Raw genomic sequence first — 16,226 nt, forward strand, 5'->3', positions numbered from 1 at the left:
TTGCTCGTTTTCCATAACAACAGATCACTAAATGCTATACCACGTACAAGAACTTTATGGGTAACGGGATGGTTTCCTCCCGCCACCCAATGCGCTCCTTTTACCATATCACCTTTCCTTTGTAAAGCGAAGTGTTCGGCTCAAAGAATTTTCTTCAAATAAGTTCGCCTTTTTGCCTAATGGGCGCTTCGAATGGAACTTAATATGTGGTACCTACCACAGCACGACCGCGCTCTTCGCTGCGATCGCTAGCGCAGGCAATCTTTACAAATTTTCGGGAATGACTTTTTCGTGCAGATCCGCGTAAATTTTTTCCAATCTTTCCCATTCAGTGGAAGCCTTACCCAAACCATATAACTTCAGATAGGCGTCTTTTGCGGACAGTCCTGCGGATAAGTATTCCTTATAAAGAACCAAAGCTATTTTAAACTGAAGATTGAAATTGAAAACATCGAAGACGCGGTCGATTTTAGCACCGGCTTTTTTCTCCAAGTTTGCCACTTGAAATTCGGGAAGACCCAGAATTCCATGTCCTGATTTGGAGTCAGAGCGAAGATCGGATCTGGTCTTTGCCCAAACATATAAAAAAAGATCACTGTCTGGAATATGACCGCCTAACTTAGTGCCATCAGGCAATTGCAGTCTTTGGCCCGAACGAACCACTGCATGTGTGAATTCTTTTTTTTCCCGAAGACTCAAGTTAGAATTTTTTTCTTCTTCCGTTAAAAAATAAAGGACCCTTTCTTTTTTACTTAGGCTTTCTTTCGGAAAAAACTGACTCAGATCTCTTGAAAAACGAGTATTCGCCTCTCTACCTGCTAAGAAAACCAGTAGAAAAGGAAAAATGAAAAGTCCCCAGTATTTGTATTTTAAGATTCGTTTCACTTTCCCTATAATCATCGGCGCAAGTTTATTTCTTCTATTTTCTTTTTCTACGAAACTGTTTTCCGAATCCTATTCAGGTTACCTATGGGATGACTACAAAGCCCAAACCGACTGGGGACGGGTAAAAGTCAGATCCCTCACTCGGCTCGAAGAATCAAAATCGGATCGGGAAGACGGCTTTGGTTTTTATCATAAGATTTTCGGTGCGGGGGTATTTCGTTCTCAGAAAGGAGGAGAAAATAAAGACCAAGCAGGCAAATACCTCGGTGCCATCACGGGGAATCCCCAATTCGGATTTTATTACCAATCCGGAAACAGCTTTCTATCAATGACCTTGGCTCCCAGGGTAATCGCATCCGAGTCCAAACTCGTGGAAGAAAGAAGAAGCTCCGTTTGGGATGCGGAAGGCCTCGTTTCCATGGGGACAACCGTACAAAATGTTCGGGTCAGTCTTGAAGGTGGAAGGGGTTGGCAAAGACTCGATGGATTCGGGTTCTTATTTAACGGAATGGCAAACTACGGCCAAATCCAATTGGCGAAAAATGAAATTGTTTCTCTTTCTCTAATTTCCCTTAGAATGAAACCCGAGGAAGAATCTTTCAACCCGAAGGCATGGAATTACCAAAGAAAGGAAATCTGGGGAGGAGCGATCCGATCTAACGATCTGTTATTTTGGGAAAACTTGCAATTCTTCGGTTACGTATATAGAGAACCGAAACTTGTTACCTCGGACAATCAGCTTACACCCACTTCCACTTTCGGTGCTTTTCTTTATACTGGCCTGGAATTTCGGTCTAAAAATTTCTGGGAAAACACCTCGGTTGATTTATCGGTTATCCGCCTAACGGGAAGTAGAAAATTCAAATCCTATCCCTGGGAAGAATCGGAACAATCTACAAATTCCATTTTAGCATATTCATCCTTACACGGAGAATTCCGAAAGATTCTAATGTCTTTGTCGGGGCTTTACACAAAAAAAGACAAAAAGGAAAGATCCGACTCGGAAAGCAACGGTTATGCGGCACCCCTTGCGGAACCGAGAGTCATGGGAGGATATTCTTCTTTTCTACTCTATGAGTCGGTATCACTCACCAACGATCGCGTGTTTTACGATATTTTTGACAAAAGCACACCTGGCTTCGAAAACAAAGGCATCCGAATCATAGGAATCCAGTCTGGTTATCAATTTTATCCCTTTTTACGTGGTGACGTTTTTATCAATCGCTCTTATTCCGAGATTGGAAAAGGAACTGAAATCATTCTAAAAACAACTTCTAATTTGGAACAATGGCTTAATGGATTTATCTCAGCTTCTGTGGCTTATGCGAAGGTGGAACAAAACGGAGAAAACGATAGGGAATTTTTTCGAATCTATTTATCTTCCGGTTTTCAATTTTAATAAGTCCATTCCTTGAAAACGCGAACTATATTTCCCTTTTCATTATAATAAATTTCATCAATATTCATCTTGGTAAGAAAGATTCCGCGTCCGCTCAGTAAATTGGCCCCCGGATTTTGGATCGGATCCGGTACTTCGGCCAATACAAATCCTTCACCTTGGTCTTCAATCGTGACCGTAACACCCTTTTCCGTCACCTTTGTCGAAACGGTTATCAATTTTCCATAATTGCAACTGGCGCAACGTTCTTCTACAAATTGGAAATAGTCCTTTCCCGATTCCAGAAAAGTCTGTTTTTCCTTATAAGTAATACCGGCTGCTCCGTGTTCAATGGCATTCGAAAGAAGTTCGTAAAAAACCACTTTCAGTGAGAGCAGATCGTCTTCCTGAATATTCGGATTTGCAACAACTTGCTGCACAAGGAGTGCCACATATTTATTTATATTTCTGATTTTAGGCAAAAGGGAAATTTTATATTCCCCTTCATTGAACATGGCATCGCCGGATTTGTAGAGAGCGACCGTATCCAAATCCGCGTTTTCAAATTTTTTAATTCGAAGACGAAGAGATTCCATCTTGAAAGGTTTAAGAAAAAAATCAACCGCACCTAAGCGGAATACGTCGATTGCAATTTGAATATCACTGTCCCCTGTAATTACTACAAATGGGGTATAAATTTCTTTAACTCTTAATTTTTCTATAAACTGAATACCATTTAACTTCGGCAAGCTGATATCCGAAATGATCAAATCAAAATGAGAACCGAGTGCAATATTGAGAGCCTCTTCCCCGTTGGAAGCAAGCCATACTTCATAATCGCGTTTAAAATATTCGGAAAAAAGATCTCGAATGTTTTCTTCATCGTCTACAAAAAGGATCTTCATTTTGGGCTCTTGACCGGCTCTCTATTGATGCCCATTTTCATAATTATGCAAAAATTATTTTTATGAGATCGGATTATTCTTCTAAATTTTGAACTTTTCCGATCTTGTAGGTAGATTGCAATTCCGACTGAAGCATCTGAATATCTTTTCTCGTAAAAACTGCTATCTTACCGCCTGAAAATTCAAACGCAAAATAACCGGTATCATCTTTATCAAGTTTCGCCTTCAACTGATTGAGTGAGGTGACTCTCGCCCCGTTTACCGTTTCTAAAATCAAATCTTGGAAATCCTGATAGCCTACATTTCCTTCCAAAGGAAATACTCTACTTAAAATCACGATCCTTTCCCGTAAAGGGTGCGTTTTCTTTTGATAAAAATCGATTAGGTATAAAAGTTTTTTCTCCGATTTCACCCGATATTCGTTACCAAACTCCTTCAAGTAGGAACCCGTAAGCTCCGTAAAGAAAAAGCCTCCCGCAATCAAGTAAGTCGGTTTGCGATCCGGCGCTTGCTCGGGGATTAGAAAACCGTCTGTTTTGAAAGGGGCAAGTTTATAGGAAATAGTTTGTTTGGTATGATTTCGATATAGAGTTAGATCGACAGTGGTGCCTGTTTTTTTCAAGTTCCCTTGGGAGTCCCTCAGAATCAGATCCATCACACGGTCGTAACGATCCCAATCGTTCAATGAGCTTAAAGAATTCCCGCCGATCGACAAAACCAAATCTCCGGGAAACAGACTATAAGCCGGACCAACCCCGGGAAAGGATTCGGAAACCAAAACACTTCGTCCCGTATCTCTTGCATAATATTCTTTTTCAGAAGGAGTGAGCTGAACATCAAAAATCCACCCGGGATGGGGAAAAGAGCGGATGGAACCTGTTTCGTTTAAAAAATATCTTACGTATTCCGTAGGGATTAAAAAATCAAGATACGTTATGCCGCATAACGTAGATTTGCTGAAAGAAAAATTGGGATCTTCTCCCTCTTTTTTTTCCAATAAATAGGTTTTGATAGGTGTTTTGGAAAAAGGAAGCTGAACATATCTGGACTTTCCTGTGGGGCAAAGTTTTTTTACCGATTTTTCCTCTAAAGAAACGGCATGGATTAATTTTTCCCCTTCGAACGCCTGTAAGAGGGTAAAACCGGTTTCAGGATCATAAGCTTCCACTTTCAGTTTAGGCGTGGAAAAATCAAGAGAGTCAAATTCAGCGAACAAAGGTTTTTGTTGGGAAAGAGTCACTGTAAAAAACAAACCCTTTCCTACATGGATTGCTTTTCCCCTTTTGGAAAACGGTTCACCCACAATCCAAGGATTTTGGTGGCTGATCTTTTGAAACACCACCTGCACATCAATCGAATTCACATCTTCAATATTTCCCGCAGTGAGTGCAAAAACACCTGCAATATATAGAATGAATATCAGGAACTTATTCTTCATAACCAGCTCCGTATCTTTTTTTAACGCGAACATTGATTCCATTGACGGACTGGGAATTTAAAATGATGGGAAGATCCATTCCTCTAAATCGCAATGCAATAAAACTTTTTGCGTTTTCCTTCCAAATTTTTTTCAAATCATTCAAATCTTTCGGAACAATCCCGTTGAGAGATTCCAAAACTTTGAATTTATACTTTTTGTATTTTGCAGTTTCCGGATCTTCAAAAATAAAACTAAGCACAATATCCCGATTCGTATAACGATAAAGTATATCTTGAATGAAATAGCTGTAATGGTATTTTAAAGAGCTATCCAAATCACCGTCTTCCGAATTGAAAAAAGATCGGGATACCGGTTGAAAAACAAGACCAGCTTCCTGAAGATAATTATCAGTGACCTCCCGATACAGATCCAAGGAAAAGTTTTTCTGCAAAGTTGCTTCGGCCTGATATTTTTTTCCGGAGCGATACAGTTCGAAAGAGATTTTATTTCCCAAGTGTTTGCTTTCAATGTAATCCACCAAAGGAACCATAACTCCTTGTTGTTTCAGTTCTCCGTCCGCAGTTACGGGCAAACCGTCCAAAGAAACCAAAAAGTCCTTTTCTTTCAAAGTATTGGAAAAAGTAGAATTGGGATAAACACGATTCAGAAAGATCCCCGACTCTTCCGTCGGAATCCTTAACACTTGTTTTAGGGAAACGGGAGATCCGTTTTGAAAAGTAAATCCTAAGCTGGGAAATCCGTCGTATTTTCCATCAATCACATCGGTTAAAAAATGTTGAATGATATCATTCGGAATCAAATAAGCGACTTCTCTTCCTACTTTACTGATCTGAAAAACCAAACCGACCACTTTGCCGTTTTGGACCGCAGGCCCGCCTGAATTTCCGGGAAGGATGTTGGAATTTATTTTAATTACGTTTCTGAAATCAAGACCGCTGAAACTATAACGGTTTTTTTCCAACCGCAAGACCGAGCCTTTTTCTACCGTCAGATTTTCCTGACCATTGGGATAACCTAACACCAGTAAATCCGATCCCAGCGCGGGATAGGCCTCTGCAAAACTCAAGGAACCTGTGTTTTCCGCAAACCCCTGTTCCATTACCTCAAGTAAAGCAAGATCGCAATCATAGCCGATAAATTTCACTTCGGCGGAGTATTCTTTTTTACCCGCACCGGTTCGAACAGTGATTCTTTTTGCATCCATCACCACATGTGCGTTCGTAAGAATCGTATTCTTCGAAATGACAATCCCAGACCCGAGACCTGTACTTAGATTTTTTTTCATCCAAGGTTGGATTTTGTTTTCCGTCGAAAATCCCTCGCTTCGAATAAACACAACAGATCGAAATATCGTATCTACGCTCGGACTTTCCTGTGCGGACAACCCCGCAAAAACGGAAAGATAACTGAAAAATAAAACAAAATGAATTGAAAACGACTTATTCATAATAAAGTTTGAATTCCTCCCAGAACGCCTGTTCGTTGGTAATCTTTCTCATACGAAGTTTGGCATAAAATCTGTCTCCCTTTTCAGGCAATCGGGAGATTTGATCGGAAACAATCAATCTGCCTTCGCTATTTCCGGGAATACGGGCAAGTGCATAAGGAGTATCTTTCACACAAGAGATTTGAAATACGTAAGAGATGGTCTTATCCCAATAAAAGCTTTCATCTTTTTCCAAAAACACGAGCGGGCAAGACTCATCAAAAAAAACTTCCAAATTGCTGGGGGCCTCCCTTCTACGGTTTTTGTCATAAGCGATAGAGCGGAAATAAATAAGATTCGGGTTTTTTAATTCACGATAGATTTCTTTTTTCTCGGACTTTCTCGTAAAAGGAGAACGGATGTACCGAAACTCCGTATCATCTTTGTTATTCGAAACAGAGGCAGTTTCAAATTTAGTATCTCCAAGCGAAATCTCAATATAGTTCTTAGTTCCTATTTTATGAATCCCTATCAAACGAAAATGGCCTTCCGGTATTTGTCCTTTTCTGGATGAATGAGAAAAATGAATCAATCCCTCTTTGGGCTTTCCACCGCAAGAAATGGAAAAATATTTTACTGTACCGAAACTTTGAGTCAAAACCAGACTGCATCCGTTCTCGTCAGCTTTTGCAAAAAGATGTTTTTTATTTATCGAATGTTTGACTAAAGGATGTTTTTCTTTTTTATCTTCTTCGCCCAGACTTTCATATAACTTGCTTAAGTTGATTTTGAGGGAGTTGGGAATAACTTCTCCCGATTTTAAATCGTATTGAACGATAAAAATAAGTAAAAAAAGCAACTTCAGTATCTTAGGAGAAATCGGATTCATATTGGACCAGGTAGTATTCAATATCGGAGGATCGCCCCCCTAGAATTGAAGATCTGGTTCCGATTTCTTTTTGAATTATGTCTCACAAGAAAAACGATTTTGTTTTTTGGTTTTCAGGCTTTCAAAAAACAGAGGGGGGGAAAGTAATGTACCGATAAGGAGATTTTTTTGAACTGGAGCTTTCTTAAAACAGAGGTTGAAGCGGGTGATTTTCTAATCGATTGCAGGTCCCAAACTGCATATGAAGAAGAAACTCTAGATGGAGCCTTTTATTTCCCATTTATCAAAAAGGCATTTGGTTCTGACCCGGAATCACAAAAGAAACTCTATGGGCCTATGCTTGCGGTTACGCAGGAAATCCAAAAATCAAAAAAAACAAGAGTGCTTGTCTTCGATGAAGGTATGGGTATGTTTTCTTCCCGGATGGTTTTCCTCCTTCGCGGAATGGGCATCAAAGAAAGTTACGTTCTCTCCAAAAAATGGCCATTCGACGGAAATAAAAAACCAGGCACATTGAAATTGGAATTTACTCCTTCCGATAAAACCAAACCTATCGAAGGCGTTGTAGACAAAGCCTTTATGGAAAAAAATCTTACCAAGTTGCAAATCTTCGATGCTCGTACAATGGATGAGTATGAAGGCAGGCTTCCCCGCCTAACCGCTCCTGAAGAAGGAACTCTTTGCGGACGCCTTCCTGGTGCATTCCTTTGGGACTGGCGCAATCTATACGATGCAGAAGCAAATTTGATTGATCGTTCTTTATTTAAAAAACGCCTGAATGGTTTTCCTTTTATGCCGGAGCGACCTACAGTGATTTACGATTACAATGGAGCTCGTTCCTGTTTACTTGCATTGATGTTACAGGAAGCAGGTTATATCGACATCAGCACTTACCAAGGTTCTTGGTTTGAGTGGAGAAAATCCAGCTTACCGAAACAAGCGGTATCCATGTTCGGCCAAAAAACTGCCACAGCAGCCGCACCTCGCGTAGGTGGAGTCGATCGCAAGAAAGTATAAAAAAAGATTTACGAAATCACCAATGCCATTATGAATCAAAGGACTTTTCTCGGAGGATGTCCATGGCATTGGTTCGCTCTCTTCTCTACCTTCTTCTTCCCGTTCTAACCTGCTTATCCTGCTCCACAGGAGCAATACGAATCCCTTCCACGACTTTCTCCGGCATAACACCCATTAATTCTCAAATTTCTTGGGAACAAACTGCGGATGTCAAATACAGAATGGCTTCTTTTCGTTTCAAAGACGATCTGATCCGGACCTGCAATGACCAAATCATTGAACAGATATTAGTTGAAAATAAATCCTTTTACGGTTTCGGAGACCAATTGAAATGGAGATGGTATGCGGAAGAAACCCTTTACCCTGATTTTAAAAACTTTGTAAAAGGAATGAACGGGAAAAATATCCAAGGGAACTTAGTTTATCAAGTAGAAGTTCCTTTAGGTAAACCGGCCACCTTTGTTCGATTAGGTGGCTTGAAAGAAAAAATCCTTCGCGGCTTTATTTCCAGGGTCAGAAAATAATATGAAATTCGCATTGATCGGAGACATTCACGGTTTTTGGAACGAGAAAGACGTGGAATATTTCAACAACTCGGATTATGATGTTTTGTTTTTTGCGGGGGACTTTGGAAAACTGGGTTCCTTCGGGAAAATCGATTTTGATTTTTCCCTGCAAGGTTTGCAAAAAAAAGCATATCTGATCCCCGGGAATTGGGACGGAACCAATGTACTAGGACTTCTCGGAGAAGCAAAAAATCTCTCCTTTCTCAAATGGCTGGGGAGTTTCGGCTATAGAAAACGTATGAAAACTTTTTCAGAAAAGGTTCGGCCTCTTCCCATTATGGGTTATAGCACAGTTGTGCTGTCCGAAGAAAAAAGCCTAACACTTATCGTAGGACGACCTCATGCCATGGGAGACGGATTTAGTTTTGCAAAAAATCTATCTTCCGTTTATGGAGTTCGCAATTCGGAAGAATCCAAAATCAAATACATGACTTTGATCGATTCCATCTCCCAAGAAAATCTGATCTTTCTGTCACATAACGGATCTTATGGATTGGGAGACAAACCCACTTCTATCTACGGAGCCGATTTCAAAAAAGAAGGAGGGGACATCGGAGATGAAGACCTTCAATTTGCAGTTCAATACGCAAAACAAAAAGGTAAAAAAGTTCCTGCCGTTTTATCCGGACATATGCACCATCATTCTCCCGCATTAAAAATAGAAAGAGAATCAATCGTATATACTGGCGGAACGACTTATGTAAACGGGGCAAAAGTGCCGCGTATTCGAAAAGGAAAACATTTCCATACAAAAATAGAATGGAACGGCGGTTCAGTGGTCGTCATACCTGTCTGGGTGTAAACTTTCGTCATATGCTGCTGGCAATACTATACTCGATTTTTCTTAGTAAATCCGAATGCACTATAGCGCATACTTGAAAGCTCACAATTTAGTCCGAAAGCCCTGTCTCAATATTTATAGTCCCGCTTAAGATCTTATGCACGGGGCAGGCATTCGCTACTTGCAATAATCTTTCTCTTTGCGCGGATGTCAAATCTCCGATCAATTTGATATTACGAATGATTTTGGTTTGGTCGGGAGCTGTTTTTTCCAGATTGAGAGAAACTTCCACCACATCCAAAGGCATTTCTTTACGATCAGCATACATCCGTACGGTGATCGATGTACAGGAACCGAGGGCCGCAACCAAGATTTGTGTAGGAGCGGGGCCTAAGTTGGTTCCGCCTGATTCAATCGACTCGTCTGCAGACCACCTGTGGCTGCCGGTGTCAATGGAAGTAACATACTTTGTTTTTTCAGTCCGAACGATGATATCTTTTGCGAAGGAGTTTGCCATATCTTATTTCCCGAAGATGGATTCCGGAAAACAAGAATTATTTTAAAGCTAGCTACTTAATCTTTGTGCTTCCGATATAGCACGTTCCCGATTGGCGAGCATCGCCTCTTCCACAAGTTTTCTTTGGTTTTCAAATTCCACTTCATTCATTTCTCTAGGAATATAAATAGGATCTCCGTAGGAAACAACAAAGGTGGTAAAAGGTTTGGGAACTCTATGTTTATCCCAAGCCTTTTCCAGAATCCACTGTCTTGTGCATTCATAATGAAAAGGAACAATCGGAGCCTGAGTGACTTGCGCTGCAGCGATTAACCCAGGTTGCACGATGAGTGCCGGGCCCCTCGGTCCGTCCGGTGTGAATGCGGCGGAAAGTCCTTTTTTGAGATGGACGATCACAGCTTTCAAAGCTTTAGATCCGCCTTTGGAAGAACTTCCCCGAATGCTGGTATTTCCAAACCTCAATACAACCTGATTGATAAAATCACCGTCTTTGGACTCGGAGATAAGAACTCCTACATTTTTGCCTCTATGCAAATAAGGAGAATATAAAACATTTGTGTGCCAAATGGATAAAATCAAAGGAGAGTTCTTAGCAACTAACAAATCATAGTGTGCCTTTCCGATTTCTTTGAATCGGGAAGTAAATCCTATGCATCTTTGCAAAAAGCAAACGATAAGAGGAAGAAACCATACTAGGAATTTTCGTTTCATAAAAATAATCTAAAAATTATAGTCGTGAGTTTGTTTATTCTGCATTTTGAATTCTATAAATGCAAGCTTTTGAAATGGCAGTGCTGTCAATGAGGTAAGCGCGTGCGTCACGGATCCACCTGTCATACACATCGGTTCCTTTTAATTTACGGAGCGACCTTTCATACAATAGACTGCAAAGATATCTTGCTGTAATGATCATCAGATTTTCCGCAACTTTTTCACGGATATCTTCTTCCGGTATACTTCGAAAACTCACCAAAGCTTCTTCAAACATATTTGATTGTTCCTGTAGAAACAGCGACGGCGATTCGATTTCTTTTTTAATCCGGTCGATGTATTTTCTAAAATTTCCATCCGAAGTCATGCCCGCGACAATTGCTCCCGATGCAATTCTTACATGTATCTGACTTGTGCCTTCATAAATGGTATTGATTCTCGAATCTCTAAACATTCTTGCCACATCATAATCTTCCGTATATCCCGCTCCACCGTGAATTTGAATTGCAAGGTATGCACATCGATGTGCTTCTTCGGAGCAATGGTATTTTACAATGGGTGTGAGAATCGATGCGAGATTCCCCCAAGTCTTTACTCTTTCATCCTTTCGAATTTCTCTATCTTCTGTGTTTGATTTCTCCAAACGGATCTGATGGTGCTGGTACATATCTACTACGTATGCAGTTTCAAATGTGAGAAGTCTCATCGCGTTTACTTCTCTTTGAATTTTATGAATCATTTCCGCGACTGCGGGAATTTCAGAAATCGGTTTTCCGAATTGAATTCTTTCGTCCGCATATTTTTTGCATTCGTAAAATCCACCGGCTCCCCCACCCGGGCCACCAGCCGCACTTCCTAACCGCATGAAGTTTGTCATCCCGGTCGTGTATCTTGTAAGACCGAGTCCTTCTTCCCCTAGAATCTCTGCGAAAGCATTTTCATAAACGATCTCGCAGGTAGGTGAAGCATGTATTCCCATCTTTGTTTCGATTCCTGCGACAGATATGTCCGAACTTTTTACCAAAAATACGGAAAGCCCTCGGGCACCATTTTGTTTTCCTGTTCGGGCAAGAGTGAGTAAACTCGATGGATAGGGCCCGAGTCCGCACCCTTGCGATATAAAACGTTTTGTTCCATTGATACGATAGGTTCCATCTTCCATTTTTGTTGCCGTAGTTCGGACATTGTTCAGATCCGATCCGAAATCAGGCTCGGTCAAAGCCATTGCAAAAAGAGTTTCACCTAATGCAGCTTTTGCTGCAAATTTTTCTATCTGCTCTTTTGTTCCGAATCTGGATATGATCTGTGCAAGATTCAAAAGCGTGATGGTCATGCAAAAAGAAACGTCCCCTCTTGCCATGATCATTACAAAAAATACACCTACCGTTGCAGGAAATCCCAGTCCACCAGCTTCTCTCGAAATGGAATAGGGCATAAGACCCGTATCCCGAAATTTTTCGTATATTGAAATTGTTTCTTTGGGAAAAATCACCTTTCCATTTTCATAACGCAAATGATTTCGATCCATGGCTTGCGAAACCTGTGAAACTTCTTTTCCAAAAAATTCTCCCAGAGATTCAAGACTCAATCTATATAATTCTATAGCTTCCTGTATATCGGAAGGTGCCATTTCGAATCGGGGATTGCCGGTTTTTTTATAAATCTCATGATCCGAAAAATCTTTTCCTTCCGTTGATTCTACAATGGAAGGCCAATCAATCAGATGTTCGAAGAATACTTTCAGATCTTCGTCGTCGGAAAAATAATTATTTGAAATCATAATTATTTTTATTTTCCGTTTTCTTACTGTTTCTTTTTGAAGATATCGCCCAGTTTGCCCAAATCTTCCGGTTTGATCTTGGTATCGGCTGCCTTTTTATTTTCTTCCTGTATCTCTTTATAAACTTCCGCTCTATGTACAGATACGTTTTTAGGAGCCTTTACTCCGATTTTCACCTGATCGCCTTTGATATCCACAATGACGATCTCGATATCGTCACCTATCATTATGGATTGATTGCTCCTTCTAGCAAGAACTAACACGCATTATACCTTTTCAGAAGCCGGCTCTTCCATAGACTCTACAATACTTTTCCGAATCGGATGGTTTTCATCCCTGGAAATGAACTGTTTTCCTTTACCCGCATTTCCATTGATGATCACAGGGCCTTGTAAATTGGCAGTCATTCCTCTTGGATTGTCATGAGGTATCGTAACAATTAAAAAAACGATTCCGTCTTTCCAATTTGAGAGATCTATGTCCTTCAGTTCCTCTTCCGAAATAACCGGCTTATAATCATTCAGAAAAAGTTCCGGTTGGATCATAATAAATGCAAGACCGGATTCATCGGTTGATTGCAACCATTTGAAAGGACTTTCCGCGTTCTCTTCGATTAACGCATATTCGGTGTATTGTTCGAATCCGAGAAGGCCGCCCGAAAATCTCAGAATTTGTTTTTGTTCCACTTGAATGGTTCCAAAAGGTTTTGTGTGAATTGTTACTGACATTTAAGCTGAAATCCTAACGAAGAAAATCCATAAGAGAAGGTTTGATGATTCTGGAGCCCACATTGAGTGCGTATCCGTGGATGGTTTCAAGCCATTTCATATTCATGATGGTCTCCGGAAAATCAATTCCTTCGTTTTTAGCAAGAAGTTCCGTCATGTACATCTTGTCGTAAGATACACGATCTTCGTGTTCTTCCATACGATTCATTCTGGCACCGACCGTTGCACGATGACGCAGAATATTTTCCAAGGCAAGATCCAGATCTCCCAGATCCCTTCCACCGATTCTCTCCTGATCCTTTTGAATCAAATCGTTCCTAAGTTGAATGAGCACATCAAACACAGAAAGACCAGTCACCGTTGCCGACTTAGAATAGTTATTCGGTGGTTCGCTGGCAGACGGTTCAATCAGACCGATGTCTTTCAATACGGTTCCGCCAGCAACATCTTCCATCCAAATCTGGTGAGGGGCTGTCGATGAAATGGAAATATTATCTTGAGCCAGCTTACTGGCTTTTACTTCCAAGGGAGAGTTATTGATTTTATCAATGACATCGTCTATGGTATCCCCTACCGAGATATGCACTTCCACTCCGTCAATTTTGAAAATTTGATCGGAAGTTGCCTGGTAAGAAGAGTTGTCCACACGACTGGTAACACTTACGTTGGTCCCCCAGAATACTTTATTTCCGGGAATCGTAACAGGAATGTATTCTCCCTTTTCGATCTCACGTAACTGTTCTCCGATATCTCCGCGATATTCCACACCTACATATTGGTTTTTGAGTTCCAGTCCTTGCAGACCTTTGATCTTGGATTCAATCGGTTCGAAGGGAGGACGTTCCGTAACAAAACCGCCAAACAAAGGTTGTCCGGTAGCATCTCTTGCGTTTGCCAAATCGACAATTGCCCTCAAATGTTGGTCAATCTCTTTACCGATTGCAACTTCCAATTCGAAACCTTTATCGCCTTGGTAGATACCATTTCCTGCTTGGACAGTTAGGACTCTCACTCTTTGGAAGATCTCTCCCATCTTGTCCAGAACTCCATCCACCTGTTGCAGTCTTTGGTATCCGTCTCCGATGTTTTCTTCGAATTGGGAAAGTTCATTCAACCGAGAACGAAAAAACATTTGATTGGTCGCGGCACCGGGATCATCGGAAGGTTTGCGAATTTTCAAACCTGTGCCCAATTGATTTTGGGTTTCATCCATAGCCACCTGGTGACGATTTAAGTTTCGCACCAGAGAGTTATTTTGCATCATATTGGTGATACGTATCATACTATACACCTAACCTATTGATAATGGTGTCCAACATTTCATTGAGTGTGGAAATCATACGCGCGGAGGCATTATATGATTGTTGGAACTGAACCATATTAGCCATCTCTTCATCCAAATTTACACCCATTACGGATTGACGCATATTTTCCAATTCTACCATCAACTCGCTTTGAGTGGTATATTCCTGTTTTGCTTCGCGGGCTTCTGTTCCCAATTTTGAAATCAGCGAGTTATAAAAATCATCCGTGGTTTTGGAATAATCGAACATCACCGGTTTTTCCCGAAGGGCAGCCGCGATGAGAAGTGCGTTCGTTCCGTCTTTATGGCCGTGAGGAGAATTGTAATCTCCCGTTCCACCGACATCCTTACCTCTCGCCGCTGCAATGTTAGCCGGATTATTTTTTACGTCGGCAGACATATGAAAAAAAGCGGACGGATGAAACATAGGAGTTAGAGTCACATCCTGTGAATTTGCCTGGAATTTATTGATTTCACCTAGTTTGCGATAATCAAAAGATCCTGCCGACCCTGCCCCGGAAAGAACCCCTGTCAAACCTACAAGCAATTCTCCCGAGTCTTCCAAGTGGCGGATCATGAAGTTTTCTTTTTTATCATGAGCTTGTGTTGTAGATTTAAGCGCCAATTGGTTGTCATGCGACATATAAGCAACAACACCTGTTTCGGAACGGTTGATTCTTTTGATGACTGCATTCAATGTATCGTCTTTGGAGTAAGGAACGAGAACTTCCTCTTCTCCGAGAGCGGTTGCTTTTAAAAAACGCATGGTTCCGCTGATCCCGATCGGGCGGTCCGGGTCGATGGAAGTTCTACCGGTGACACGAAAGATCGCGGTTTTGTCGTTCAGACCGTCTCCGTCCGTGTCGATTTCCCCAAACGTATTCGTAGCAAGGCTCTTTTCTTCAAAGAAACTTAGATTTGTTTTTCCATTCAAACCGAATCCGTCTTTATGGATCTCATTGATGATATCCATTGCATTGATGGCAAGTGCGTCTACCGAGTTGATTTTTTCTACAAGGATATTGTCCCTGATTTCGTACAGTGCCTGAATACTTCCTTTGCGAAGCAGCACTTCCTTACCGGTTTCAGCCCATTTCATATCCAACAAACCGTCGTTTGCCGGGTTACCGACAAGGTCGATTTTGTGAACTTTTTGTCCTTGAACGAGAATCTGCTGACCGATGAAAACCATCAGCTCGTCTTCATCGCTTCTTCCGATAGTGATGTCCACCATCCCGGCCAATTCTTGCAAAAGTTCGTCTCTTCTATCAAGTAGGTCGTTCGGATTGTCACCTAATGCTTGTGACTTGCCAATCTTTTCATTCAAGGATTTAATATTTTCGGCAACAGTATTGAGATGATGTACTTTTGATTCTACTTCTCTATTGGCCTGTTCTCTGAGTTGGGACAGTTTGCGGAATACATCTTCCATTCTGCTTCCCAGACCTTCTGCTTTTTCCTGAACAACAGCTCTATGCGCCGTTTCTTCCGGATAACTGGACAGATCTTCCCAAGCAGACCAAAAATTATCCATCAAAGCACGGAGCGTGGTACCGGACGGCTCATTGAAAACGGTTTCCACTTGGTAGAGATAATCGTTCTTTTTACCCCAATAGTCTTTCGTAGAAGAAGACTCGACGATACGATCGTCTATGAAATTGTCCCGAACTCTTTCAATCTCCGCAACTTTCACTCCTTGTCCGATCTGACCCGCTACCTCGGCACGATTGAGTGCCGGTTCGTAAATCGGATCCATGCTATTCATCACTACTCGCTGCCTAGCATAATGTTTGTTATCTGCATTGGATATGTTATGACCAGTCGTTTGGAGTGCTTGCTGGTGAGCAGACAATCCCCGTTTTCCGATTTCGATTCCTTGAAATGTGGATCCCATAGTTT

The 16,226-nt window shown here is 41.3% G+C and carries 16 protein-coding genes; 4 read left to right on the top strand and 12 right to left on the bottom strand.

Going from position 1 to position 16,226, the window contains the following annotated elements:
• Positions 1-264: 264 nt before the first annotated feature.
• Positions 265-885 (bottom strand): hypothetical protein, encoded by a 621-nt coding sequence (locus tag EHS11_RS10350; protein WP_246047763.1) that lies wholly within the window; start codon positions 883-885, stop codon positions 265-267.
• On the opposite strand from EHS11_RS10350, the gene EHS11_RS10355 reads away from it, so the two are divergent.
• A complete protein-coding gene (locus EHS11_RS10355; protein WP_135764342.1) occupies positions 845-2,284 on the top strand; it encodes a hypothetical protein in 1,440 nt (479 codons plus the stop codon). The two genes, EHS11_RS10350 and EHS11_RS10355, sit on opposite strands and share 41 nt — an antisense overlap.
• On the opposite strand, the gene EHS11_RS10360 is transcribed toward EHS11_RS10355, so the two are convergent.
• From EHS11_RS10360 to EHS11_RS10375, 4 genes are all read right to left on the bottom strand, one after another.
• Positions 2,281-3,168, bottom strand: coding sequence for an ATP-binding response regulator (locus tag EHS11_RS10360; RefSeq protein WP_135764343.1), 888 nt, complete (start codon positions 3,166-3,168; stop codon positions 2,281-2,283). The two genes, EHS11_RS10355 and EHS11_RS10360, sit on opposite strands and share 4 nt — an antisense overlap.
• 73 nt (positions 3,169-3,241) lie before the next feature.
• Positions 3,242-4,606: a PDZ domain-containing protein gene (locus EHS11_RS10365; protein ID WP_135764344.1), complete on the bottom strand. Its 1,365-nt coding sequence runs from the start codon at positions 4,604-4,606 to the stop codon at positions 3,242-3,244.
• Positions 4,596-6,056 carry a S1C family serine protease gene (locus tag EHS11_RS10370; RefSeq protein WP_135764345.1) on the bottom strand — a complete coding sequence of 487 codons (1,461 nt, stop codon included), beginning with the start codon at positions 6,054-6,056 and terminating at the stop codon, positions 4,596-4,598. The genes EHS11_RS10365 and EHS11_RS10370 overlap by 11 nt, the downstream gene beginning before the upstream one ends.
• On the bottom strand, positions 6,049-6,924 hold the full coding sequence (locus EHS11_RS10375) for an LIC11113 family protein (protein WP_167884409.1): 876 nt from the start codon (positions 6,922-6,924) through the stop codon (positions 6,049-6,051). Before EHS11_RS10375 ends, EHS11_RS10370 begins: the two co-directional genes overlap by 8 nt.
• Before the next feature lie 168 nt (positions 6,925-7,092).
• Between EHS11_RS10375 and EHS11_RS10380 the strand changes: the two genes are divergently transcribed.
• The 3 genes from EHS11_RS10380 to EHS11_RS10390 all read left to right on the top strand — a co-directional run bounded on the left by EHS11_RS10380 (position 7,093) and on the right by EHS11_RS10390 (position 9,309).
• The gene (locus EHS11_RS10380) at positions 7,093-7,941 is read left to right on the top strand and encodes a sulfurtransferase (protein WP_135764347.1); all 849 of its coding nucleotides are present in this window, start codon (positions 7,093-7,095) and stop codon (positions 7,939-7,941) included.
• A gap of 62 nt (positions 7,942-8,003) precedes the next feature.
• Positions 8,004-8,465: a hypothetical protein gene (locus EHS11_RS10385; RefSeq protein WP_135764348.1), complete on the top strand. Its 462-nt coding sequence runs from the start codon at positions 8,004-8,006 to the stop codon at positions 8,463-8,465.
• 1 nt (position 8,466) lies between these two features.
• Complete coding sequence (locus tag EHS11_RS10390) at positions 8,467-9,309, top strand: metallophosphoesterase (RefSeq protein ID WP_135764349.1); 843 nt, start codon at positions 8,467-8,469, stop codon at positions 9,307-9,309.
• A gap of 88 nt (positions 9,310-9,397) precedes the next feature.
• On the opposite strand, the gene EHS11_RS10395 is transcribed toward EHS11_RS10390, so the two are convergent.
• From EHS11_RS10395 to flgK, 7 genes are read right to left on the bottom strand one after another with little or no spacing between them, the layout of a single operon-like run.
• The gene (locus tag EHS11_RS10395) at positions 9,398-9,805 is read right to left on the bottom strand and encodes an OsmC family protein (RefSeq protein WP_135764350.1); all 408 of its coding nucleotides are present in this window, start codon (positions 9,803-9,805) and stop codon (positions 9,398-9,400) included.
• Between the two features lie 48 nt (positions 9,806-9,853).
• The gene (locus EHS11_RS10400) at positions 9,854-10,516 is read right to left on the bottom strand and encodes a lysophospholipid acyltransferase family protein (RefSeq protein ID WP_135764351.1); all 663 of its coding nucleotides are present in this window, start codon (positions 10,514-10,516) and stop codon (positions 9,854-9,856) included.
• A gap of 34 nt (positions 10,517-10,550) precedes the next feature.
• Positions 10,551-12,296, bottom strand: coding sequence for an acyl-CoA dehydrogenase family protein (locus EHS11_RS20330; protein WP_135764352.1), 1,746 nt, complete (start codon positions 12,294-12,296; stop codon positions 10,551-10,553).
• A 23-nt stretch (positions 12,297-12,319) separates the two neighbouring features.
• Positions 12,320-12,559: a carbon storage regulator CsrA gene (csrA, locus tag EHS11_RS10410; RefSeq protein WP_135764353.1), complete on the bottom strand. Its 240-nt coding sequence runs from the start codon at positions 12,557-12,559 to the stop codon at positions 12,320-12,322.
• Positions 12,560-12,562: 3 nt separating this feature from the next.
• Positions 12,563-13,024, bottom strand: coding sequence for a flagellar assembly protein FliW (fliW, locus tag EHS11_RS10415; RefSeq protein WP_135764354.1), 462 nt, complete (start codon positions 13,022-13,024; stop codon positions 12,563-12,565).
• A gap of 13 nt (positions 13,025-13,037) precedes the next feature.
• Positions 13,038-14,303, bottom strand: coding sequence for a flagellar hook-associated protein 3 (locus tag EHS11_RS10420; protein WP_246047776.1), 1,266 nt, complete (start codon positions 14,301-14,303; stop codon positions 13,038-13,040).
• Positions 14,304-14,307: 4 nt separating this feature from the next.
• Positions 14,308-16,221: a flagellar hook-associated protein FlgK gene (gene flgK, locus EHS11_RS10425; RefSeq protein ID WP_135764356.1), complete on the bottom strand. Its 1,914-nt coding sequence runs from the start codon at positions 16,219-16,221 to the stop codon at positions 14,308-14,310.
• Positions 16,222-16,226 lie beyond the last annotated feature (5 nt).

Origin of the sequence: Leptospira ilyithenensis, from assembly GCF_004771005.1 — a bacterium.
GTDB classification, from domain to species: Bacteria; Spirochaetota; Leptospiria; order Leptospirales; family Leptospiraceae; genus Leptospira_A; species Leptospira_A ilyithenensis.